Annotated in this window: 17 protein-coding genes; 16 read left to right on the forward strand and 1 reads right to left on the reverse strand. The window is 76.6% G+C overall.

The features are described 5' to 3' along the window. Nucleotides 1-129 precede the first annotated feature (129 nt). The 16 genes from ACFCX4_RS02740 to ACFCX4_RS02815 all read left to right on the forward strand — a co-directional run bounded on the left by ACFCX4_RS02740 (nucleotide 130) and on the right by ACFCX4_RS02815 (nucleotide 20110). Nucleotides 130-3456 carry a hypothetical protein gene (locus tag ACFCX4_RS02740; protein ID WP_376138273.1) on the forward strand — a complete coding sequence of 1109 codons (3327 nt, stop codon included), beginning with the start codon at nucleotides 130-132 and terminating at the stop codon, nucleotides 3454-3456. After that, entirely contained in the window at nucleotides 3453-4157 is a 705-nt protein-coding gene (locus ACFCX4_RS02745) for a DUF4255 domain-containing protein (RefSeq protein WP_376138275.1), read from the forward strand. Before ACFCX4_RS02740 ends, ACFCX4_RS02745 begins: the two co-directional genes overlap by 4 nt. After that, nucleotides 4154-6262, forward strand: coding sequence for an ATP-binding protein (locus ACFCX4_RS02750; RefSeq protein ID WP_376138277.1), 2109 nt, complete (start codon nucleotides 4154-4156; stop codon nucleotides 6260-6262). Before ACFCX4_RS02745 ends, ACFCX4_RS02750 begins: the two co-directional genes overlap by 4 nt. A 267-nt stretch (nucleotides 6263-6529) precedes the next feature. Further along, on the forward strand, nucleotides 6530-8089 hold the full coding sequence (locus tag ACFCX4_RS02755; RefSeq protein WP_376138279.1) for a phage tail sheath family protein: 1560 nt from the start codon (nucleotides 6530-6532) through the stop codon (nucleotides 8087-8089). Nucleotides 8090-8151: 62 nt separating this feature from the next. Beyond that, the gene (locus tag ACFCX4_RS02760) at nucleotides 8152-8592 is read left to right on the forward strand and encodes a phage tail protein (RefSeq protein WP_376138281.1); all 441 of its coding nucleotides are present in this window, start codon (nucleotides 8152-8154) and stop codon (nucleotides 8590-8592) included. Further along, on the forward strand, nucleotides 8589-9083 hold the full coding sequence (locus tag ACFCX4_RS02765; protein ID WP_376138283.1) for a hypothetical protein: 495 nt from the start codon (nucleotides 8589-8591) through the stop codon (nucleotides 9081-9083). The genes ACFCX4_RS02760 and ACFCX4_RS02765 overlap by 4 nt, the downstream gene beginning before the upstream one ends. After that, nucleotides 9080-9238 (forward strand): DUF6760 family protein, encoded by a 159-nt coding sequence (locus ACFCX4_RS02770; RefSeq protein WP_376138285.1) that lies wholly within the window; start codon nucleotides 9080-9082, stop codon nucleotides 9236-9238. The genes ACFCX4_RS02765 and ACFCX4_RS02770 overlap by 4 nt, the downstream gene beginning before the upstream one ends. A 2974-nt stretch (nucleotides 9239-12212) precedes the next feature. Further along, entirely contained in the window at nucleotides 12213-12524 is a 312-nt protein-coding gene (locus ACFCX4_RS02775) for a hypothetical protein (RefSeq protein WP_376138287.1), read from the forward strand. A gap of 34 nt (nucleotides 12525-12558) precedes the next feature. Then, nucleotides 12559-12984 carry a phage tail protein gene (locus ACFCX4_RS02780; RefSeq protein WP_376138288.1) on the forward strand — a complete coding sequence of 142 codons (426 nt, stop codon included), beginning with the start codon at nucleotides 12559-12561 and terminating at the stop codon, nucleotides 12982-12984. 81 nt (nucleotides 12985-13065) lie between these two features. Continuing rightward, nucleotides 13066-13899 (forward strand): LysM peptidoglycan-binding domain-containing protein, encoded by an 834-nt coding sequence (locus ACFCX4_RS02785; RefSeq protein ID WP_376138290.1) that lies wholly within the window; start codon nucleotides 13066-13068, stop codon nucleotides 13897-13899. Continuing rightward, nucleotides 13896-15713: a VgrG-related protein gene (locus ACFCX4_RS02790; RefSeq protein ID WP_376138292.1), complete on the forward strand. Its 1818-nt coding sequence runs from the start codon at nucleotides 13896-13898 to the stop codon at nucleotides 15711-15713. Before ACFCX4_RS02785 ends, ACFCX4_RS02790 begins: the two co-directional genes overlap by 4 nt. 87 nt (nucleotides 15714-15800) lie before the next feature. Further along, nucleotides 15801-16118: a PAAR domain-containing protein gene (locus ACFCX4_RS02795; RefSeq protein WP_376138294.1), complete on the forward strand. Its 318-nt coding sequence runs from the start codon at nucleotides 15801-15803 to the stop codon at nucleotides 16116-16118. Then, complete coding sequence (locus tag ACFCX4_RS02800; protein WP_376138296.1) at nucleotides 16118-16540, forward strand: GPW/gp25 family protein; 423 nt, start codon at nucleotides 16118-16120, stop codon at nucleotides 16538-16540. Before ACFCX4_RS02795 ends, ACFCX4_RS02800 begins: the two co-directional genes overlap by 1 nt. After that, nucleotides 16540-18501: a putative baseplate assembly protein gene (locus ACFCX4_RS02805; protein ID WP_376138298.1), complete on the forward strand. Its 1962-nt coding sequence runs from the start codon at nucleotides 16540-16542 to the stop codon at nucleotides 18499-18501. Before ACFCX4_RS02800 ends, ACFCX4_RS02805 begins: the two co-directional genes overlap by 1 nt. Beyond that, complete coding sequence (locus ACFCX4_RS02810) at nucleotides 18498-19079, forward strand: phage tail protein (RefSeq protein WP_376138300.1); 582 nt, start codon at nucleotides 18498-18500, stop codon at nucleotides 19077-19079. The genes ACFCX4_RS02805 and ACFCX4_RS02810 overlap by 4 nt, the downstream gene beginning before the upstream one ends. A gap of 317 nt (nucleotides 19080-19396) precedes the next feature. Beyond that, the gene (locus tag ACFCX4_RS02815) at nucleotides 19397-20110 is read left to right on the forward strand and encodes a zinc-ribbon domain-containing protein (RefSeq protein ID WP_376138302.1); all 714 of its coding nucleotides are present in this window, start codon (nucleotides 19397-19399) and stop codon (nucleotides 20108-20110) included. A 43-nt stretch (nucleotides 20111-20153) separates the two neighbouring features. Here the strand turns inward: ACFCX4_RS02815 and ACFCX4_RS02820 are convergent, their stop codons facing one another. Continuing rightward, nucleotides 20154-21500, reverse strand: a complete 1347-nt coding sequence (locus ACFCX4_RS02820; protein ID WP_376138304.1) for a GH1 family beta-glucosidase — start codon at nucleotides 21498-21500, stop codon at nucleotides 20154-20156. Nucleotides 21501-21699: the final 199 nt, after the last annotated feature.

Raw genomic sequence — 21699 nt, forward strand, 5'->3', positions numbered from 1 at the left:
CGGCTGCCCGAAAGCGCAGCCGGTGCTTCCCCCGGGCGCGGCCCCGGGGCCCTGGCACCCCGCGCCCACGGGGCGCCAGGGTGACACCGTCGGACACGGATGCTGGACCGGACTGTGAGGTGGACCGTGATGGGCACGGGTGGCTCCGGCCGTCGGCGACACCGCTGGGGCAGGGCCGGTGCGGCGCTGCTGCTGCTGGCACCCCTGCTCGCGGTGACGGCGGCCGCCGGCCCGGCCGGCGCCGGGGACCGGCTCCCCGCCGCCGGGGCCGCGGCCGCCGATGCCGGGGAGAGCCGGATCGCGTACGCCGGTACCCGCCACCGGAGCCTCGGCCGGGTGGCGTCGGACACCACGAGCCCCCCGCTGTTCGGTGAGGGCCCGGCGCACTTCGACGTCCAGCCCGCCGCCCTGGGCGACCAGCTGGTCTTCGCGAGCCGCCGCGACGAGCAGGCCCCGCAGATCTACCTGCGCTCCGCCGACGGCTCGGTGCACCGCCTGACCAGCGGTCTGGACGCGGCGAACCCCCGGCTGGCGCCGGACGGCCGGTCGGTCGTCTTCGACGCGGCCCGGCCCGCCGGGGCCGGTGGCACCCAGCGCGACCTGTGGTCGGTGCGCACCGACGGCACCGGCCTGACCCGCCTGACCGACACCCCCGCGAACGAGGAACACCCCACCGTCTCGCCCGACGGCGCGCGGCTCGCGTACTCCTCGGACACCGACCGGGCCGCCGGCCGGCAGATCTACGTCCGGCCGCTGCGGGGCGGACCCGCCACCCGGGTCTCCGACCCCGCCGACGGCGCGGGCACCGAGCCGGTGTGGAACCCGGTGGACGGGTACGGGACCAGGGACCGGATCGCGTACACCGCCACCGGAGCGGCCGGGCCCCGGCTGCGGTGGACCGACGGGCGCACCGGCGGGCCGCTGCTGGCGGGTGCGCGGGCACAGTGGCGCACGCACGGGGCAAGCTGGCTGCCCGACGGGTACGGCCTGCTCTTCCTCAGCCCGGACCGGACCTGCAGCTGCGAGGGCGACTGGGACCACGTCTTCCGGGTGACGGCGCTCTCGGGGGACGAACCGTCCGTGGTGCTCAGCGAGGACCGCGAGGTCGGACCGGCCACCTGGCTGGGCCCGCTCCAGGGCGGCGGCGCGGTGGTCGAACGCGTCTCGGCGGACGGCCCGCACACGGTGACCCTGCAGGACGTCCGGCCGGACGGCTCCGACCCCCGTGACCTCAACCGGACCGTCCTCAAGGAGGATCCGAAGGCCGACACCGAAACGAACCCGGAGAAGGACCCGCTCTTCCGGCCCTCCGCCGGGTACGACCCGTGGACCGAGCGACAGAGCTACACGCCCGACGGCCGCCGGATCGTGGTGACCCGCTTCGAGGACGCGCCGGCCGGTCCGGGCCTGCCGGCGGGCCGGATCGAACGGATCTGGCTCGCGGACGCCGACGGCTCCGACCCGACGGCGCTCCCGCTGGCGGGCCGCGGCCCCAGGGACTGGGACACCGATCCGGCCTTCTCCCCGGACGGCAGGTTGCTGGCCTTCACCCGGACCTCCCCCGGCGGGTCCGGCGACGCCGCCGGGCCCGGGCGGATCCTGATCGCGGACGCCGCCACCGGTGCGCTCCGCGGCGCGGTCGTCCCGCCCGAGGGACAGCTCCGGGGCGGCGACGCCCAGCCCACCTGGTCCTCCGACGGATCGGCCCTGGCGTTCACCCGCAACCAGGTGATCAACGGCGGCGGGGGCAACAAGCACGTGTGGACCGTGCCCGTGGACCAGCTGGACCGGCAACGCGACCTGAGCGCCGGTCACTGCCCCGGCGCCTGCGAGGTCATCGACGACAGCCCGGCCTTCTCCCCGGACGGCACCGTCATCGCCTTCAACCGCAAGAACGGCGCCGGCCGGACCGACGAGCGCAACGGGATCCTGCTGGTCGCCGCGGCGGGCGGCGGCTGCCGGGTGCTGCTGCCCGACGCGGCCCGCGACCGGCCGGGGGCCTGCGGCCGGGAGCTGCCCGACACCACCTCCACCGGGCCCTTCCAGCCCCGCGACGCCGCCTGGAGCTCCGACGGCGGGACGCTGGTGATCAGCTCCCGGGCCGCCCTGGCCGCCAACAGCCCGGAGAAGCTCTCCCTGGTGGACGTGGACTCCGGGGCCCGCACCCCGCTCACCGCCGGGCTGCCGGGCCGCCAGAAGGAACCGGCCGTCCAGCAGTCCGTGGACCTCGCGGTCCGGGCGCCCGGCACGGCCGGGCCGCTCACCGCGGGCGACTCCGGGACCGTCCGGGTGGAGGTCGTCAACCACGGTCCGGCCGCCTCGCCCGGGACGGTCCTGACCGTCGCGCCCCCGGCCGGACTGACCGTCACGGGCCTCGCCGCGCCCGGCACCACCTGCGACGCGGCGGCGCTGGTCTGCGCCCTGGGGGTGGTGCGCCCGGGCGCCACCGTGCCGGTCACGGTCACCGTCACCGGGGTCGAGCCCGGCGACCGGCCCCTGGACTGGTCGGTCACCGGTGCCGTCCTCGATCCCCGCCCCAGCGACAACACCGGGCGGACCGTGGTGCCGGTGCGTCCGGCACCGACCCCGAGCCCGACGCCGACTCCACCCCCGACGCCGACGCCGACTCCGACCCCGGCTCCGACCCCGACCCCGGCCCCGACCCCGACCCCGACGGCGGCTCCGACCCCGACGGCGCCCCCGACGCAGGATCCGCCGCCGCTCCCGGCGCCGCCCCCGGCTCCCGCCCCCGCCCCGCCGGCTCCCCCGCCGGCCGGCCCGCCCCTGCCGCTGCCGCCCGCACCGCCGGCCGCCGGCCCCGGACTGAGCCTCACGGCGCAGCCGAACCCCGGGTACGTGGGCGGCCGCGTGGTCCTCACCTACACCGTCCGCAACGGCCGTGAAGGGCTGGCCACCGGTCTGCGGCTCCGCGTCGGCCTGCCCGGGGACGTGCCCCACGACGGGCCGCCGCCGGGCTGCGACCGGGCCTGGGTGTGCGCGCTGCCCGACCTCGCCCCGGGCGCCCGGACCGTCGTCCAGGTCGTCCTCAGCCCCGACCGGGCCTTCACCGGCACGGTGACCGGTTCGCTGACCACCACCGGCACGGACGCCGACCCCTCGGACAACGAAGCCCGTCAGCAGCTGCGGATCCTCCAGCCGCGGATCGTCGCCGTCCCACCGATCGGCAAGCCCGGTTTCGTCACCTCGGTCCGCGGTGAGGACTTCCCGCCCGGTGCGCCGGTGCGGTTCACCTGGCAGCCGGGCATCACGGCCGCGGCGGCGCCGACCGTCCCCGGGCCGGACGGCCGGTTCGCCGGCCAGTTGCTGATCCTCGCCAAGGACCGGACCGGCCCCCGGGTCATCATCGCGGAGGGCCCCGGCTTCTCCCCGGTGCGGACCGGCTTCCTGGTGGTCGGCGGCACCGTTCAGCCGCCCAACGAGATGATCCGCCGATGATCCACGAGGTCGACGAGGGGCTGCGCCGACTGCTCGCGGAGTCCGGCCTGGACGCGTCGGGCGTCGACGTGGTGTTCGACGCGCCGACCCGCGACTGGGCGGCCCGCCGCACCGCCCCGACGGTGTGCGCGTTCCTGTACGACGTCCGGGAGGACCACACCCGGCGCGCCAGCGGCGGGGGCGAGGTGTACGACGCGGACGGCTTCCTCGCCGCGCGCCGCGCCCCGGCCCGCTGGTTCGAGCTGACCTACCTCGTCACCGCCTGGGCGGGCCGGCCGCAGGACGAGCACCGGCTGCTCTCCCAGGTGCTGAGGTGCCTGGTGTCCACCGACGCGCTGCCCCCGCGCCTGCTCACCGGCTCGCTCGCCGAACTCGGCCTGATCGTGGGGCTGGACGGCGGCGGCACCGGGCTCGACGCGCCCGCCGCCTCCGACGTGTGGTCGGCGCTGGGCGGCGAGCTGAAGCCCTCGCTGGGGCTGCGGGTGAGGGCGCCGCTGGCCGGCGCCGCCGTCGCCGTCGCCCCGCCCGTCACCGAGGGGCTCGTGGTCCGCGGCGCGGCCGGGACCGCGCCGGAGGAGCCGGGGGCCGCGCGGCGCCTGCGCTACACGGAGGTGGCGGAGCCCGGTCCGGAGGGCTTCGGCGCCTCCCGGGAGCGGGGGCCGGCCCCCGCCCGCCGCCGGCGCGGGGAGCGGCAGCCGTGACCCGGACCCTGGAACCCGCGACCACGGCCCCGGCCCCGGCCGCGTACCTGTGGACGCGGCTGCGGGTCGTCGAGGAACGGGTGCGCGAGGCCGTCGCGGCCCGGCGCGCGCTCGATCCCGACCCGGACGACCCGTACCGCGGCCAGGTCCTCACCCCCGAGGCGGTCGCCCGGGTCCTGGACGGGGGGCCGCGGCCCGCCCCGCCCGCCCTGCCCGGTCCGGACGCGCCGCCGCCCGGCTCGCCGCTGGCCGTGCTCGCCGACCGCTTCGCCCTGGCCCCCCTGGACCTGGACCTGCTGCTGGTGGCGCTGGCGCCGGACCTCGACGCCCGCTTCGAGCGGCTCTACGGCTACCTCAACGACGACCTGACGCGCCGCCGGCCCACCGTCGGGCTCGCCCTCGAACTGTGCGGGCACCGCGGGGCGGCGGCGGCCCGGTTCCGGCTGGCGCCCTCCGCGCCGCTCGTCGCCGGCGGTCTGCTGGAGGTCACCGAGCCCGAACGGCCGCCCCTGTCCCGGGTGCTGAGCGTCCCGGACCGGGTCACCGCGCACCTGCTGGGCGACACCGCACCCGACCCCCTCCTGACCGGTGTGCTCGGGCGTCCGGCCGCCGATCCGGCCGTCGACCCGGCGGAGCTGCGCCTGGCCGCCGCCGCGGCCCGGACCGGCACCGGCCACGTCCACCTGCGCAACCGGGGCGGCGATCCCGAGGGGCTGGGCGTCGCCGCCCTGCAGGCGGGCGGGCTGGTGCCGCTGGCCCTGGCCCCGGCGGCGCTGGCCGGCGACCTCAGGGGCCTGCCGGGCGTCGCCCGGGCCGTCGCCCGCGAGGCCCGGCTGCTGGGCGCGGGCGTCCTGCTGGGGCCGCTGGAGGACCTGCCCGACCGGCCCGACGAGCGGGCCCGGGTGCTGCGCACGCTGTGCGACGCGCTGCGCGGCCTTCCCTTCCTCACCCACGGGACCGGCGGCTGGGAACCCGCCTGGGCGGCCGACACGCCCGTCACCCTGCCGGTGGCGGCCCCCGCCCCCGAACGGCAGGCCGCCCGCTGGCGGCACGCACTGGAGCGGGCCGGCCAGCGGCCCGGCGGGAGCGGCCGCGAGGGCACCGGCGAGGACGGGGCCGAGGCGCTCGCCCGGTCCGTCGCCGCGCACCGCCTGGACGCCGGCCAGCTGCGGAGGGCGGCCGGCACGGCGGTGCGCACGGCCGCGCTCGACGGCCGCCCGGTCTCCCCCGACGACCTGCGCACGGCCGTCCGGGCCCAGAACGGCGCGGGGCTCGCCCGCCTGGCCCGCCGGGTCGAACCCGCGGTGGGCTGGGACGACCTGGTGCTCCCCGCCCCCACCCACCGCAGCCTGCGGGAGCTCTCGGTGCGCGCCCGGCACCGCGAACAGGTGCTCGGGCAGTGGGGCATGCGGCCCGGCGGCGGGCGGGGGCGCGGGGTGATCGCGCTGTTCGCGGGTCCGTCCGGCACCGGCAAGACGATGTCGGCCGAGGTGGTGGCGGCCGACCTGGGCATGGACCTGTACGTGGTGGACCTCTCCACGGTGGTCGACAAGTACGTCGGCGAGACCGAGAAGAACCTGGAGCGGATCTTCACCGAGGCCTCCGCCGTCAACGCGGTGCTGCTGTTCGACGAGGCGGACGCGATCTTCGGCAAGCGTTCGGAGGTCAGGGACGCCCACGACAGGCACGCCAACATGGAGTCGGCGTACCTGCTCCAGCGGATGGAGTCCTTCGACGGCATCGCCGTCCTGACCACCAACCTGCGCGCCAGCCTGGACGAGGCCTTCACCCGCCGTCTGGACGTGGTCGCGGACTTCCCGGTGCCCGACGCCGACCAGCGACTCGCCCTGTGGGACCGCTGTCTGGGCGACCGGTTGCCCCGGGGCGACGACCTCGACCTCCGGTTCTGCGCGGACCGGTTCGACCTGGCCGGAGGCTCCATCCGGGCCTGCGCGGTGACCGCCGCGTACCTCGCCGCCGAGTCGGGCGGGCCGCTGACGATGGCCCAGACGGTGGCGGCGGTCATGCAGGAGTACCGCAAGCTCGACCGGCTGGTGCTGGAGGGCGAGTTCGGACCGTACGCGGGCGGGATCGCCGGGGTCTGAGCCGGGACGGCCCGGCGGACCGTCGCCGGGGGTCGGGCCCGGGGCCGGCGCGCGCCGGGCGGAGGGCCGGGGAGGGCAGCGCCCTTGCCCCCGGGCAGGTCCCCCGGTCCCTCCCGCCGGCGACGGCCCGCCGGAAAGGCTGGGGGCGGAGCGCGACGGCGCGCGAGCCGGGTCCGCCGACGGCGTTCCGCCGTCCGCCGTCCGCCCAGCCCGGCCGCAGATCCGCCGAAGACGTCCGCCGAAGTCCGGTGACACGAAGGAGCGAGCATGCCGACGTACCTCACCCCGGGGGTCTACGTGGAGGAGGTGCAGTCCGGTGCCCGCCCGATCGAGGGGGTCGGCACCGCCGTCGCCGCGTTCCTCGGGTTCGCCCGGACCGGCCCGTTCCACGAGCCGACGCTCGTCACCGGCTGGGACCAGTACACCCGGCACTTCGGCGGGTTCACCGAGGGCGCCCACCTGCCCCACGCGGTCCACGGGTACTTCGCCAACGGCGGCGGCGCCGCGTACATCGTCCGGATCGGCGGCCCGGACCCGGACGGCTCCGCGCCCGCCGCGGCCGCGGACCCCGGGCAGGGCGCGGCGGAACCCGTCGAGCTCGGCGGGTTCCTGCTCGCCGCCCGGCCCGGCGTCACCGGCGTCTCGGTGGAGATCGCCGACGCGGGCGGCGAGAACCCTCCCGAGGACCGGTTCAGGCTGCTGGTCCACCACGACGGGGCGGTGGCCGAGACCTTCGAGGTGTCGGCCCGCCGCAACGTCAAGGGCTACCTCGTCACCCAGGCCCGCGGCTCGGCGCTGATCGAGGTCACCGAGCAGCGCGGCGCCGCCCAGAGCCGGCCCGCGAACCGGACGGCGGCCCTGCCGGACGCCCCCGCCGCCGCGCCCGCCGCGGACGCCGGACCGGGCGCGGCGGCCCGGCTCGACCCGGCCGAGTACATCGGCGACGGGGCGGCCCGCACCGGGCTCGGCGGCCTGGAGGCCATCGACGAGATCACCATGGTCGCGGTGCCGGACCTGATGGGCTCCCACCGGCGCGGTGAGATCGACGCCGAGGGCGCGCGCACCGTCCAGCTCGCCGTGATCTCGCACTGCGAGCAGATGGGCGACCGGGTCGCCGTCCTGGACACCCCGTCCGGTCTCTCCGCGCAGCAGGTGCGGACCTGGCGCAACGACGAGGCGGGCTACGACTCGCGCTACGCCACCCTCTACTACCCGTGGATCCGGATCTTCGACCCGGCCACCGGGCGCAACACCACCGTCCCGCCGAGCGGCCACGTCGCCGGCGTGTGGGCGCGCAGCGACGCCGAGCGCGGGGTGCACAAGGCCCCGGCCAACGAGGTGATCCGCGGCGCGGTCGACCTCGAACTGCGCCTGAGCAAGGGCGAGCAGGACCTGCTCAACCCGATCGGGGTGAACTGCGTCCGGGCCTTCCCCGGCCGGGGCATCAGGATCTGGGGCGCCCGCACCCTCTCCTCCGATCCGGCCTGGCGCTACCTGAACGTGCGCCGCCTCTTCAACTACCTGGAGGAGTCCATCCTCGTCGGCACCCAGTGGGTGGTCTTCGAGCCGAACGACGACCGGCTCTGGTCGAGCATCCGGCGAAACGTCACGGCGTTCCTCACCGAGGAGTGGCGGGGCGGCGCGCTGTTCGGGCGGACGGCCGCGGAGGCGTTCTACGTCAAGTGCGACCGGGACAACAACCCGCAGGAGTCGATCGACCAGGGCCGGGTGATCTGCGAGATCGGCGTGGCACCGGTCAAGCCGGCCGAGTTCGTGGTGTTCCGGCTGGCGCAGTTCTCCGACAGCACCAGCCTCATCGACGAGTGACCCGCAGGTCCGGCGCTCCCGGGGACGCCGGCACGAGCAGCAAGGAAAGGTGAGAGGCAGTCATGGCAGAGGGCGATGCTCTTTCCACCCATATCTTCGGCGTGCAGCTCGGTGGCTACCTGGTCGAGTCGGTCCAGGAGATCAGCGGCCTGACCGTCGAGGAGGAGGTCGTCGAGGTCCGGCAGGTCAGCAAGGACGGCAAGCAGATCATCCGCAAGCAGCCCGGCGCCCGCCAGGCCGGCGAGGTCACGATCACCCGGGGACTCGACAAGAGCAGCGAGTTCACCAAGTGGATCAAGGAGACCCTGAACAACGGGGCCGTCGACACCGCCCGGCAGAACCTCACCATCGAGATCAAGGACTCCACGGGCGAGACCGTCCGGCGCATCCAGCTGATGAACGGCTGGGCCTCCAAGTGGGAGGGCCCCTCCCTCAAGGCCGGCGAGTCCGCCGCGGCCACCGAGTCCGTGACCATCGTGTTCGAGGAGATCATCGTCGAATGAGGCGACGTACGGTGACGGCGGGCAGCCTGGAGGAGATCCTCCAGGTCACGGCGCCCGCCCCGGCCCCGGCAGCGCCGGCGGCACCCTCCGCGGGCGCTCCGGCGCGGCGCGAGGAGCACGCGCTGCGCACCGAGTTCGAGTTCGAACTGCCGCGCGGGTACGTGGACGAGGCGGGCACCCTGCACCGGCACGGCTCGATGCGCCTGGCCACCGCCCGCGACGAGCTCCGGCCCCAGATCGACCTGCGGGTCAAGGAGAACCCGGCCTACCTGAGCGTGGTGCTCCTCAGCCAGGTCATCACCCGGCTCGGCACCGTCACCGACGTGCACGCCGGGGTCGTGGAGCGGATGTACGCGACCGACGTCGCGTTCCTCCAGGACTTCTACCGGCGGGTCAACAGCGAGGGCCACACCCGGGCGGCGGTCACCTGCCCGCACTGCGAGGGCGGCTTCGAGGTCGACCTCTCCGGTGGGCGCCTGGGGGAATCGTGACGTACGCGCTCCCCCGGCTCAGGGAGGAGATCGCGTACGTCGCCTACCACTTCCACTGGCAACGCGACGAGATCCTCGACCTGACCCACGACGAACGCCGGCAGTGGGTCACCGAGATCGCTCGGATCAACTCACGGATGAACGAGGGGGGTTGAGCAGGTGGCATGGCGGGACAGGGTGCGTCGGCGCGCCGCCGTGCCGGCCGCCGCGGTCCCGGGCGGGGCGGGTGCGGGCGGGACAGGTGCGGGCGCGGCGGGCGCGGCCCAGGAGGCCCCCGCCGGGCGGGGTCCGGGCCTGCCCGCGGACTGGGACGGCGGCTGGCGCCGCACGGCGCCGGCTCCCCTGACCGTGTCCCGGGAGCCGATGGGCGTCAGTGACGGACTCGCCTTCCGGGACGGGCTGGCCGCCTGGCGCGATCCGTCCTTCGACACCGGCCTCGCCCACGCCCTGCTGCCGACCGCCCCGACCGGCCTCGTCCGGGGCATCGCCCGCACCGCCACCGCGCACCCCACCCACGGCGGCGGCGGCCCGCTGCTGCTCAGGGCGTTGCTCCCGTCCGCCGCGGACGCCGCGCCGGGGGCGGGGGCGGAGGCGGAGGCGGGGGCGGAGGCGCCTCCCGCCCCGGGCGCGCCGGCCGCCGGGCGGCCGGGGCCGGGTCGGCCCGGTGCGCGGGTGCCGGGTGCGCCCGCTCCGGCGACCGGCGCCCGGGTGTCCGTACAGGCCGCGCCCGCGGTCGGAACCGGACCCGACGGCTCGCGGCCCGACAGGACCGACAGGACCGGCGAGCGCCCGGATCCGCCCGGCAGCGGGCCGGGGGACCCCTCGGGGGCCGGGGAGGCGGCCGATGCGCCCGCCACCCGGGGCCGCCCGGCCGAGCGGTCCGCGGTGCTGCGCGGTCCGGACGCGCTCGGCGCGGACGCCGCTCCCGCCGTCCGGCCGGCCGAAGCGACCGCCGCGTCCCCGGCCGGGCCCGGCCGCACACCGGCGCCCGCACTGTTCCCGCTGGTCCGCCGCATCGCCGTGGTCCCCGGCGCCTCCGGCGGGGCCCCGGCGGCGCCCCCCGCCGGCCGGCCCGTTCAGCGGAGCGCCGCCGGAGCCGCGCCCCTCCCCGCCGCCACCGGCCGGCGACCGGAGCGGGGGACGGCCCCGGCCGGCACCCGTCCGGGCCGGCCCGGCGAAGACTCTCCGGCGGACCGCGCCGAAACGGCGCACACCGTGGTGCGGACCCGTCCTGTCGGCCGGTCACTGACCGTCGCCCGGGTACCCGCCGCTCCCCGTCGCCGGGTACCCGCCGTACGCCCCGCCGTCCCCCCGGCACACATCGGCGGACCGTCCCCGGCCGCACCCGTGCGACGCGCGGCCGAACAGGCACCCCCGCTCGGCACTCCCCCGACCGGAGCCCCGGCACCCGCCGCACCCACGGACCTGATCGGCCCCGCGCCCGCCCCGGAACCGACGCCGGCAGCGGCACCGGCCATGCCCGTCGTCCGGCGACAGCCGGAGACCGGCCCCGACCGGCCCGGCACACCCGTTCGGGGCGCGGACGAGACTCCCGTGCAACGCGCGGCCGACCGTCCCGCGCCGCACGCCCCGGCGTCCGAACTCCCGCCCGTCACCGGTCCGGCCGATCCGGCGGCCGCCACCCCCGCGCCGGCCGCACCCGCGCTGCACCGCCCACCCAAGAGCGCACCCGACGCACCTGCGCGGACCGCGCCCGACCGACCGACCCTCGGTCCGGCACTGACCGAACTCCCCACCACCGCAGCACCTGTGGACACCGCCCCGCCCGCACCGCACACGCCCGCACTCCACCGCCCGACGGACACCACACCCGACACACCCGTGCAACGCGCGCCCGCCCGACCGACCCCAGGTCCACCGCCGGCCGAACTCCCCACCACCGCAGCACCCATGGGACCGGACCCCGCCGCACCGACCACACCAACGCTCCGGCTCCGGACGGAGAGCACACCCGTGCCACCCTCGCCCGCCCGACCGACCCTCGGCGCACCCGAGCCCGAACTCCCCACCGCCGCAGCACCCGTGGACACCGCCCCGCCCGCACCGCACACGCCCGCACTCCACCGCCCGGCGGACACCACACCGGACACACCCGTGCAACGCGCGCCCGCCCGACCGGCCCTCGGTCCGCCACTGGCCGAACTCCCGTCCACCGCAGCGCCCATGGACACCGGTGCGGCCGTCCGGCCGGGGGCCGGAGGAACCCCCTCCTCCGCCGCCGCGCCCCCGGGGCCTGCCCTGCCGGTCGTGCAGCGGCAGCCGGAGGCCCCGACTGCCGAGGGCGTCCCCGGGCGGACCGCGCGACGTCCGCGCGCCGGGTTGGGGGCCCCGCTGCCCGCGATGCCACCGACCGCCGACCACTCCGTGGCCCCGTCCGGCATCCGGCGCATGCCCGTACCCGTAACGGGAGCGGGCCGGCACTCCACGCGCCCGGCCCCGGCACCGGCTCCCGCGTCACAGGCCCCGACCTCCCCGGCCACCGCGGCCCGCACCGGCGCGTCCGCGGCCACCGCGCCCCGGCACGGCGGTCGCGCCGGCGTTCCCGCGCCCCACGCAGGGACCCCGGCGAACGGGCCCGTCCCGCTCGTCCCCGCCCGTCGGGCCGGGACCCCGGGCCGGGCGGCGCCCACTCCGCACCCGAGCGTCCAACTGCTCGCGGCACGGCCCCTGGTGCTCGCCGGCGGGCGGGACACGGGCAGCGCGACGGCCCCCGCCGCTGCCGCCCGCTCGGTGAGCCGGCCCGTGGTCGCGGCACGCTGGGCGACCCCGCCCTCCACCGCGGCACCGCAGCACGTCCAGCGAGCCCCCGGCCCGCACCCGCCGTCCGGGTCCGGCCCCCTCCGCCGGTCCGGCCCCGTCCGCCCGTCCGAACCCCTGCGTGGTCCCGAACCCCTCGGTGGCCCCGAGGCCCTCCGTCCCGTCGGCTCCGGGGGCCCGTCCGCTCCGCTGCCCGTGACCGCCCCGCACGCTCCACCGCTGGTGGTCCGGCCTTCCCGGGCCGGGTCCTCGACCGGGGCCGCACCCGTCGTGCCACTGGTGCGTGGCGGAACCCGGGTCCCCGGTGGCACGCCGGGAGTCCCCCCGGCGGCACCCCCACCCCCGCTCCCCGTGCAACGCGACACCGGCAGCATCCGGGGCACCGGCCCGGCCACCGACGCCCCCGCCCCGCGCACCACCGCCCCCGGCACCTCGGCCACGACCACCACCAGCGCCCCGGTCGCCACCGCCACCGCCACCGCCCCGCGCACCACCGCCCCCGGCCGAACCAACGGAAGTCCGCGTGACGCCGGAGCACAGGGCGGCGATCCCGACCTGGACGACCTGGCACGCCGCCTGCTCGACCCGGTGGCCCGCCTGCTGCGCGCCGAGCTGCGGCGAGGCCGGGACCGCGCGGGCAGAACCTTCGACGGCCGCCGCTGAGCACCCGCACGAACGAGAAACGGACGACGGACCGATGACGGACAACATCTTCGCGACCAGCGTGTTCTTCCGGCTGGCGATCGGGGGCAACGACCTGGGCGCCTTCCACACCTGCTCCGGCATGGGCGCCCAGGTCGAGATGGAGAGCTACGCCGAGGGCGGCAACAACGGCTTCACCTGGCAGCTCCCGGGGCGCGTGACCTGGTCGAACATCACCCTGACCCGGCCGGTCACCGCCGACACGGCGAAGATCGGCCGCTGGCTGGACGCGACGCTGCGGCGGGTGGAACCGAAGGACGGCGAGATCGTGGCCCTGCGGCCCGACCTGAGCCGGATCATCAGCTGGCAGGTCTTCGGGATCGTCCCGGTCCGCTGGCAGGGTCCCTCCTTCGACCCCGCCAACTCCGCGGCCGCGGTGGAGACCCTGGAGATCGCCCACGCGGGACTGCTCCCCGCCTGACCGTCCCACCGCACCCCGCACCCCGCACCCCGTTTCCCCCTCCTCCCCCGTCCCGCTCCCCCTCCGGAAGGAAGCCACGCCATGGCCTCTTCGGCACGCGCCAGCCGCGCCAGGGCGCAGCTCACCCTGAAGGAACCCCCGGCCTCGGTCGGGGCCAAGCCCGGCGGAACGATCGCCCGGCTCGACCTCCAGTTCAACCCGTCGACCCTGCAACTGGGCAAGACCACCGAGTGGCGGCGGTCCCCGTCCCGGATGGCGGGGCAGTCGGCACTGCCCGAGTTCGTGGGCAGCGGCCCGCGCACCCTGAGCCTGGAGGTCTTCCTGGACGCCACCGCCACCCACGACGACGCGGTGGAGCAGGCGGTCGAGAAGCTGATGAAGGCGTGCGTGCCGACCCCGGCCAGCCTCGGCCGCAAGAAGCCGGCGAGCCCCTGGGTGCGGTTCGAATGGGGCAGCGCGCGAACCACCTCCTTCGACGGGGTGCTGTCGAACCTGTCGGTCTCGTACACGCTCTTCGACGTGGACGGCACACCGTTGCGGGCGACCTGCTCGCTGTCCATCGAGGAGGCCAGCGTCGAACCGCCCGGCCAGAACCCGACGTCGGGCGCGCGCACCGCGCGCAGCACGCACACCCTGGTGGCGGGCGACAGCCTGGCGATGCTGGCCTGGCGCGAGTACGGCGACGCGACGGCCTGGCGGGTCATCGCGGAAGCGAACGGCATCGACGACCCGATGGCGCTCGCCCCGGGCACCGAGCTGGTGGTGCCGGCCCTGCGGGACGACGACCGCGCCCGGGCGAGCGGCGACGCCCACGCCTTCGGCGACGGACTCGGCGACGGACTCGGCGGCCGACCCGGCGACGGACGCAGCAGCGGCGAAGGATTCGGCAACGGCGGCGGCGAGGGGGAACGGTGAGCGGGTTCGATTCCGGGGGCAGGTCCTTCGCGGCCGACCCGATCGTGGAGGCCCCAGGCGAGCTGCCGCAGATCTGGGCGGCGCAACTGGTCAGCTGCGTGGTCGACGAGAACGTGAGCCTGCCGGACGCCGCCGTGCTCACCTACCGCGACCCCGACCACGAGTTCCTGCGCGCCACCGGCATCACCATCGGCTCCCCGCTGCGCGTGTCGGTGACCACCGCGAAGGGGCAGGCACGGGAGCGGCTGTTCACCGGGGAGGTCACCGCGCTGGAGATCGACCGGGACGGCACCGGGTCGTTCACCGTCGTCCGCGCCTACTCCAGGGCCCACCGGCTCCAGCGCGGCCGCAAGGTCGTCGCCTACCGGAACATGACGGCCGCGGACATCGTCCGCAAGGTGGCGGCGGGCGCCGGCCTGGCCGTCGGGAGGGTGGAGGCCGCGCCGGTGACCTACCGGCAGCTGTCCCAGGCGAACGTCTCCGACTGGGACTTCCTGCAGTTCCTCGCGGGCGAGAGCGGTGCGCGGGTGCGCGTCGACGACAAGGGGCTGCTCCAGTTCACCAGGCCCGCCAAGGCCTCCGGAGCGCCCTCCCCCTCGACGTCGGCCGTGCTCGACCCGATGGTCCTGGAGTACGGGCGCAACCTGCTGGCACTGCGGGCCGCGCTGTCGGCGGCGGACGGTGCCTCGAAGGTGCGGGTGCGCGGCTGGGACGTCGCCACGAAGCGGCCGCTGGTCGCCGAGCAGCCGTCCGTGGTCAGCGACACCGTGGTGCCGGGCCTCGCTCCCGGGTCGGCCGCCCGGTTCGGGACGTCGGCCGTGACCGTCGCCGACACGCCCTACCGGACGCAGGCCGAGACGACGGCGGTCGCCCGCGCGGCCGCGGACCGGGTGAGCGCCGGCTTCGGCGACCTGGAGGCGGTGGCCGAGGGCAATCCGCTGCTGCGGGCGGGCAAACCGGTGGCGCTGGGCAACGTGGGCCCGGCGTTCTCCGGCCGGTACACGGCCACGGCCGTGCAGCACGTGCTGGAGCCGCACGGCGGCTACCGGACCACCGTGTGGGTCGGCGCCGGTCCGGACCGCTCGCTGCCCGGTCTGATGACCGGCGCCGACGCGCCGGGGCACGGCCCGCGCATCCCCGGTCTGGCGATCGGCGTGGTGACGGACGTGCGCGAGCCGAACCGCTCCGAACGCGGCGCCGTGCGCCTGACGTTCCCCTGGCTGGACGACACGTACGTCACCGACTGGGTGCGCACCGTCCAGTGGGGAGGCAAGGGCGGTGGCGGGGTGGTGAGCCCCGAGGTCAACGACGAGGTGCTGGTCGGGTTCGAGCAGGGCCTGCTGGACAGCCCGTACGTGATCGGCGGGCTCTACAACGGGGTGGACCGGCCGTCGCCGCACGAGGTGCCACTGGTCGACGCGACCAGCGGCAGGGTCAACCGGCGTTCGGTGGCCTCGCGTTCGGGTCACCGCGTGGAGCTGCTGGACGCGCCGGCACCGGGCCCCTCCGGTCTGCGGCTGGTGACCGGTGACGGACGGCTGGAGGTCCGCCTGGACGACCGCCGGGACCGGATCGAGCTCACCGTGTACGCGGGACGGAACCGTCCGCTGACCTCCGTCCTGCTGGACCGGGACGGCATCACGCTCGACGCCCGGCGGGGCACCGTGAAGGTCACCGGCCGGCAGGTGGACATCGACGGCACGGCCGGGGTCAGCATCGGCGGCCGGTCGGTGAAGGTGTCCGGGACGGCGGACGTCTCCGTCGACGGCGGCCTGCTCGCCGTCCTCAAGGCCCGCCTCATCCGGATCAACTGACCCCGTGCGAGCGCTCCCTCCCCCTCTCCGCCCCGCCCCGCTGTCCCCACTCCCCCCTCTCTCCCCTCTCTCCCCGAGGAGCCCCCGATGCCGGCCGCAGCCCGTACCGGAGACCCCACCGACCACGGTGGCCGGATCACCACCCCGCCCCCCGGCGCCGCCGCGCGGGTGGCGACGGTGCTGATCGGCGGGCGCCCCGCCGCCGTGGTGGGCAGCCTGCACGTCTGCCCGGTACCGCCGCACGCGGCCCTGGGGCCGGGGAACGTCCTGCTGCCGAGCCCGGCCGCGGTCACCGGGGGTGCGGTGCTGATCGGCGGACTGCCCGCCGCACGCACCCGCGACCGGGCGGCGTGCGGCGCGATGGTCCTGACCGGTGCGCCCGACGTGCTGATCGGAGGCCTGTGATGAGTGACCGGTTCATCGGGCGCGGCTGGGCGTTCCCGCTGCGGGTCGGGCCGACCGGCGGGATCGCCATGGTCGAGCGCGAGCGCGAACTGGAGGAGGCCATCCGCCTCGTGCTGGGCACCGCGCCCGGCGAGCGGCCGATGCGGCCCGAATTCGGCTGCGGCATCCACGAGTACGTCTTCGCCCCCGGCGACGGCGTCACCGCCGGGCGGATCGCCCAGCAGGTGCGCGAGGCGCTGGAGCGCTGGGAGCCGCGGATCGCGGTGGACGAGGTCGTCGTCGCCTTCGACGCGGTGGAGACGGCCACCCTCTACATCGACGTGCGCTACACGGTGCGCACCACCAACGACCGGCGCAACCTGGTCTTCCCCTTCTACACGATCCCCTCCGAGGAGGGGACCGAGGAAACGGTCGCGGACTGATGGCCCTGCCCTCCCCCAACCTGGACGACCGACGGTTCCAGCAGCTCGTCGACGAGGCGAAGCGGTACGTGCAGCAGCGCGCCCCGGAGTGGACCGACCACAACGTCTCCGACCCGGGCGTCACCCTGATCGAGACGTTCGCCTACCTCGTGGACCAGCTGCTCTACCGGCTGAACCGGGTCCCGGACAAGAACTACCTGGCCTTCCTGGACCTGTTGGGCATCCGGCTGTACCCGCCGTCGGCGGCCGTCGCCGAGGTCGACTTCTGGCTGTCGGCCCCCCAGCCGGAGACGGTGACGCTGCCCGCGGGCACCGAGGTGACCACCGCGGCCGGCGAGTCCGGGGCGGCCGTGGTCTTCGCCACCACCGAGGACCTGCGCATCGTGCCGAGCGAGCTGACCCGGCTGGTCACCGCGCCCCGCACCGGCGAGCAGACCGACCGGACGGGTGCGCTGGCCGAGGGCCGGGACGTCCCGTGCTTCCAGGCCGCGCCCGAGCCCGGCGACGCGCTGCTGTTCGGCCTGCCGACGGCGGTGCCGCGCTGCGTGGTCGCGGTCCGGCTCGACAGCCGCGTCGAGGGTGTCGGCGTCGACCCGCGCCAGCCCCCGCTGGTGTGGGAGGCGTGGGACGGCGGCCGGTGGCAGCGCTGCGAGACCGGTTCCGACAGCACCGGCGGGCTGAACCGGCCCGGTGAGGTCATCGTCCACGTTCCGGCCGGACACACGGCGTCGCTGGTCAGCGGGACCAGGGCGGGCTGGCTGCGCTGCCGGGTCACCGAGGCGGAACCGGGGCAGCCGTTCTACTCGGTGTCGCCGACGGTGCGCGAGGCCGCCGTCTTCACCGTCGGCGGCACGACGGGCGTGGAGCACGCCGAGCGGGTGACCGACGTACCGCTCGGCGTGTCGGAGGGCGTGGCGGGGCAGTCCTTCCGGCTCGGTCGCCCGCCCGTGCTGCTCGACGGGGAACCGCCCGTGGTGGAGGTGTCCTCGCCGGACGGCTGGCAGCGCTGGGAGGTGGTGGAGCACTTCGGGCACTCGGGACCGACCGACCGGCACGTCCGGGTGGACGCCACCACCGGCGAGTTCACCTTCCCGCCGGTGCTGCGCGAGGCCGACGGCACCCTGCGCCCGTGCGGGGCGGTACCGGCCAAGGGCGCCCGGATCCGCGTGGCCCGCTACCGCACCGGCGGCGGCCCGGCGGGCAACGTCTCCCGGGGCGCGGTCTCCGTCCTGCGCAGCTCCGTCCCGTACGTCGCCCGGGTCGTCAACCGGGAGGCGGCGCGCGGCGGTGTCGCCGGGGAGAGCGTCGACAACGCCCGGCTGCGGGCACCGGAGACACTGCGCATGCAGGAGCGCGCGGTGACCGCCGAGGACCACGAGATCATCGCCCGGCAGGCGGCACCCTCCGTGCGCCGGGTCCGCTGCCTGCCCGACCGCGACGCGGGCGCGGGCGCGGTACGGGTCCTGGTGGTGCCGGACGCGGTGGCCGACGAGGGCGGCCGGCTGCGCTTCGAGCAGCTGATCCCGTCCGACCGGGTCCTCGCCGGGATCACCGCGGCCCTCGACGAGCGGCGCCTGATCGGCACCCGGCTCCTCGTCGAGCCGCCGTTCTACCAGGGCGTCACCGTCGTCGCCCGGCTCTCGGCACCGGCCGCGGACGCCGACCGGGTGCGCGACGCGGCGCTCGACGCGCTCTACCGGCACCTCGACCCGCTGCGCGGCGGACCCGACGGCACGGGCCGGCCGTTCGGGCGGCCCGTGCAGTACGGGGAGGTGTTCGGCGTGCTGCAGCGCGCCGTCGGGGAGGCGGTGGTGGAGGAGATCCGGCTGTTCGCCGCCGACCCGGTCACGGGCCGGCGCGGCGCCCCGGTCGACCGGATCGACGTCGGCGCGGGCGCGCTGGCCTTCTCCTACCAGCACCAGGTGGTCGTGACCGCGCGGGAGCCGGAGGTCCGCGGATGAGCCGGGCCGCCGTCCCGGGCCTGCCCAGCCGCCACCCGATCGGCGAGCAGCTGCCCGCGCTGTACGCCGACGACGACTTCGCGCAGCGGTTCACGGCGGGGCTGGACACGGTACTGGCCCCGGTGTTCACCACCCTCGACAACCTGCCCTCCTACTTCGATCCGCGGCTGGCCCCCGCCGACTTCCTGGCCTGGCTGGCCACCTGGGTGGGCGGCCCCGACGACCCGCGCTGGCCGCTGGCGCTGCGCCGCGAGGCGGTGGCCCGCGCGGTGGAACTGCACCGCTGGAGCGGCACCCGGCGCGGCCTGGTCGAGGCGCTGCGCCTGGTGCTGGGCGTGTCCGCGGAGATCACCGGGGACGGCGGGGCCGCCTGGTCGGCCACCGCCGGCGGCGCGCTGCCGCCCGCCCCGGCCGACGAGGTGGTCGTCCGGGTGTGGCCGCAGCACGGCGGAGCGGCGGACCCGGCGCACGAGGTGGACGCGGACCGGGTCCGCGCACTGGTCCGGAGCCTGTGCCCGGTCCACACGGTCTGCCGGGTGGAGGTCCTGCCGGGACCGCCCGCGAGCGAGGAGGGGTGACAGTCATGCGCGAGTGTCCCGTGTGCGGGGCGTCCACCGGCCCGACGGACGGCTTCTGCGGCAACTGCGGCGCGTACCTGGACTGGTCGGACACCCCGACCACCCCGCCTCCCCCCACCGCTCCCTCCACCGTTCCCTCTCCCCCCGCCGCCCCGCCTTCCCCTGCCCCTCCCTCCCCCGCTCCCTCTCCCCCCACCCCTCCTGCCCCCACCCCTCCTTCTCCTCCTTCTCCTCCTTCTCCTCCTTCTCCCGACTCGCCCCGGCCCGTGCGGCCGGCGAAGGCCGTCGCACCACGTCCGGTCGTCCGGCCGGTCCCGGTGGACGACGACACCACCGGGGCGCCCTGCCCCTCCTGCGGCACGCCCAACCCGCCCGACCGTCGCTTCTGCCGCCGCTGCGCGACCCCGCTCACGCCCACCACGGCCCCACCGCCGCTCCCCTGGTGGCGAACCATCTGGCCGCTGCGCCGCCGCACCCGGGCCGGCTCGGGCCGGACGACGCGATTCCTGGTGACCCTGGCCGTGCTGCTGGCCCTGTGCGCGGGCGTCCTCCTGCTGCTGCCGGCCGGCCGGAACCTGATCGAGGACACCCGGGACAAGCTGGGCAAGAGCAAACCGGTCACCCCGGTCCGTGTGGAGGCGAGCGCCGAGGTGCCCGGCCGGCCCGCCGGCAACACCACCGACGGACTCAGCAACCGCTACTGGGGCGCCCCGGGCCCCGGCGCCTCGGTCACCTACACCTTCGCCGAACCCTTCCGCCTGGTGGCCGTGATCGTCACCAACGGCGCCTCGACCTCGCCCGAGGACTACGCCCGCGAGGGCCGGGCCCTGCGGATCGACCTGGAGGTGACGGCCTCCGACGGCCGGAAGACCGTCAAGACGCTGACCCTGGCCGACAAGCCCGGCCCGCAGACCTTCCCCACCGCCATCAGCGACGCCACCAGCGTCCGCCTGACCCTCGACACCCCCACGGGCCTCGACGCCGACCACCACCTCGCCCTGGCCGAAGTGGAGTTCTTCCAACGCGCCTGATCCCGACGGCCCCGCCCCACCAACCCCACCGAACGCGTCCCCGCTACCGGACCGCCCGCTTCGCCCGGTGGGCCGCGATCAGGTCCCGGTACCAGCCGTACGAGGCCCTCGGCGTGCGCTCGCAGGTCGCGAAGTCGACGTGCACGAGGCCGAAGCGCTGGTGGTAGCCCTCGGCCCACTCGAAGTTGTCGAGGAGGGACCAGGCGTAGTAGCCGCGGACGTCGATGCCCTCGGTAGTGGCGTGGGCGAGGGCGTCGAGGTGGGCGGACATGAAGTCGATGCGGGGCTGGTCGGGGGTGGTGGACTCGTCGACGGAGCAGCCGTTCTCGGTGATGGTGAGGGGCGGGAGGGCCTTGCCGTAGGTGTCGCGGAGGGAGAGGAGGAGACGGGTGAGGGCTTCGGGGACGACGGGCCAGCCGAAGGCGGTGCGGGGGGCGTCGGGCCACTCGGCGAAGTCGAAGGGCAGGCCGCCGGGGCCGGTCGGGGCGGCGATGCGGGTGGGGTTGTAGAAGTTGAGGCCGAGGCCGTCGAGGCCGGGGGTGTGGATGAGGTCGAGGTCGCCGGGGCGGACGGCGCCGTAGAGGTCGTCGGGGACCCCGAGGGCGGCGAGGCCGGGGTAGCGGCCGAGGAGGACGGGGTCGGTGAACACGCGGTTGTGGAGGGCGTCGTAGGCCTCGGCGGCGGCCACGTCGGCGGGCGCCGGCGAGGCCGGTTCGACCGGGGTGAGGTTGTTGGAGAGCATGACGTCGAGGCCGCGGTCGTGCAGCACGGCGGCGGCCAGGCCGTGGCCGAGGAGCTGGTGGTGGGCGGCCGGGAGGGCCTCGAACATCAGGGTGCGGCCGGGCGCGTGGGTGCCGAGCGCGTAGCCGAAGACGGTGTGGACGAAGGGCTCGTTGAGGGTGATCCAGGCGGGGACGCGGTCGCCGAGGCGGTCGGCGACGATGCCGGCGTACTCGGCGAAGCGGTACGCGGTGTCGCGGTTCAGCCAGCCGCCGCCGTCCTCCAGACCCTGCGGGAGGTCCCAGTGGAAGAGGGTGGGCAGCGGGGTGATGCCCGCCTCCAGCAACGCGTCGACCAGGCGGTCGTAGAAGGCGAGTCCGGCGGCGTTGACCGCGCCGGAGCCGGTGGGCAGGACGCGGGTCCAGGCGACGGAGAACCGGTAGCCGTCCAGCCCGAGGCCCCGCATCAGGGCGATGTCCTCGGGATGGCGGTGGTAGTGGTCGCAGGCCACCGCACCGGTGTGGCCGTCGCGCACGGCGCCGGGGCGGGCGGCGAAGGTGTCCCAGACGGACGGGCCGCGGCCGTCCTCCGTCACCGCCCCCTCGATCTGGTAGGCGGCGGTGGCGGCACCCCAGCGGAACCCCGCCGGCAGGTCGAAACGGTCCGGCATGGCGGCCTCCTGACGTGAACGTGAGGAGACCTCATGTTACTGACGGTCCCCGGCCGGTACACCGGTTCCGCGCAACCGGCCCGGCGCACGCTCCCGGCCGGCGCCCCGCAGGCCGGACGAGGGGGTCGACGGCCGTCGGGGCCGTGCAGCAGACTCTCCACCACGGCTCCCACCGCACCCGCCAGCACCACCCGCCGAG

Source organism: Kitasatospora sp. NPDC056327 (genome assembly GCF_042261735.1).
Taxonomy (GTDB): Bacteria; Actinomycetota; Actinomycetes; order Streptomycetales; family Streptomycetaceae; genus Kitasatospora.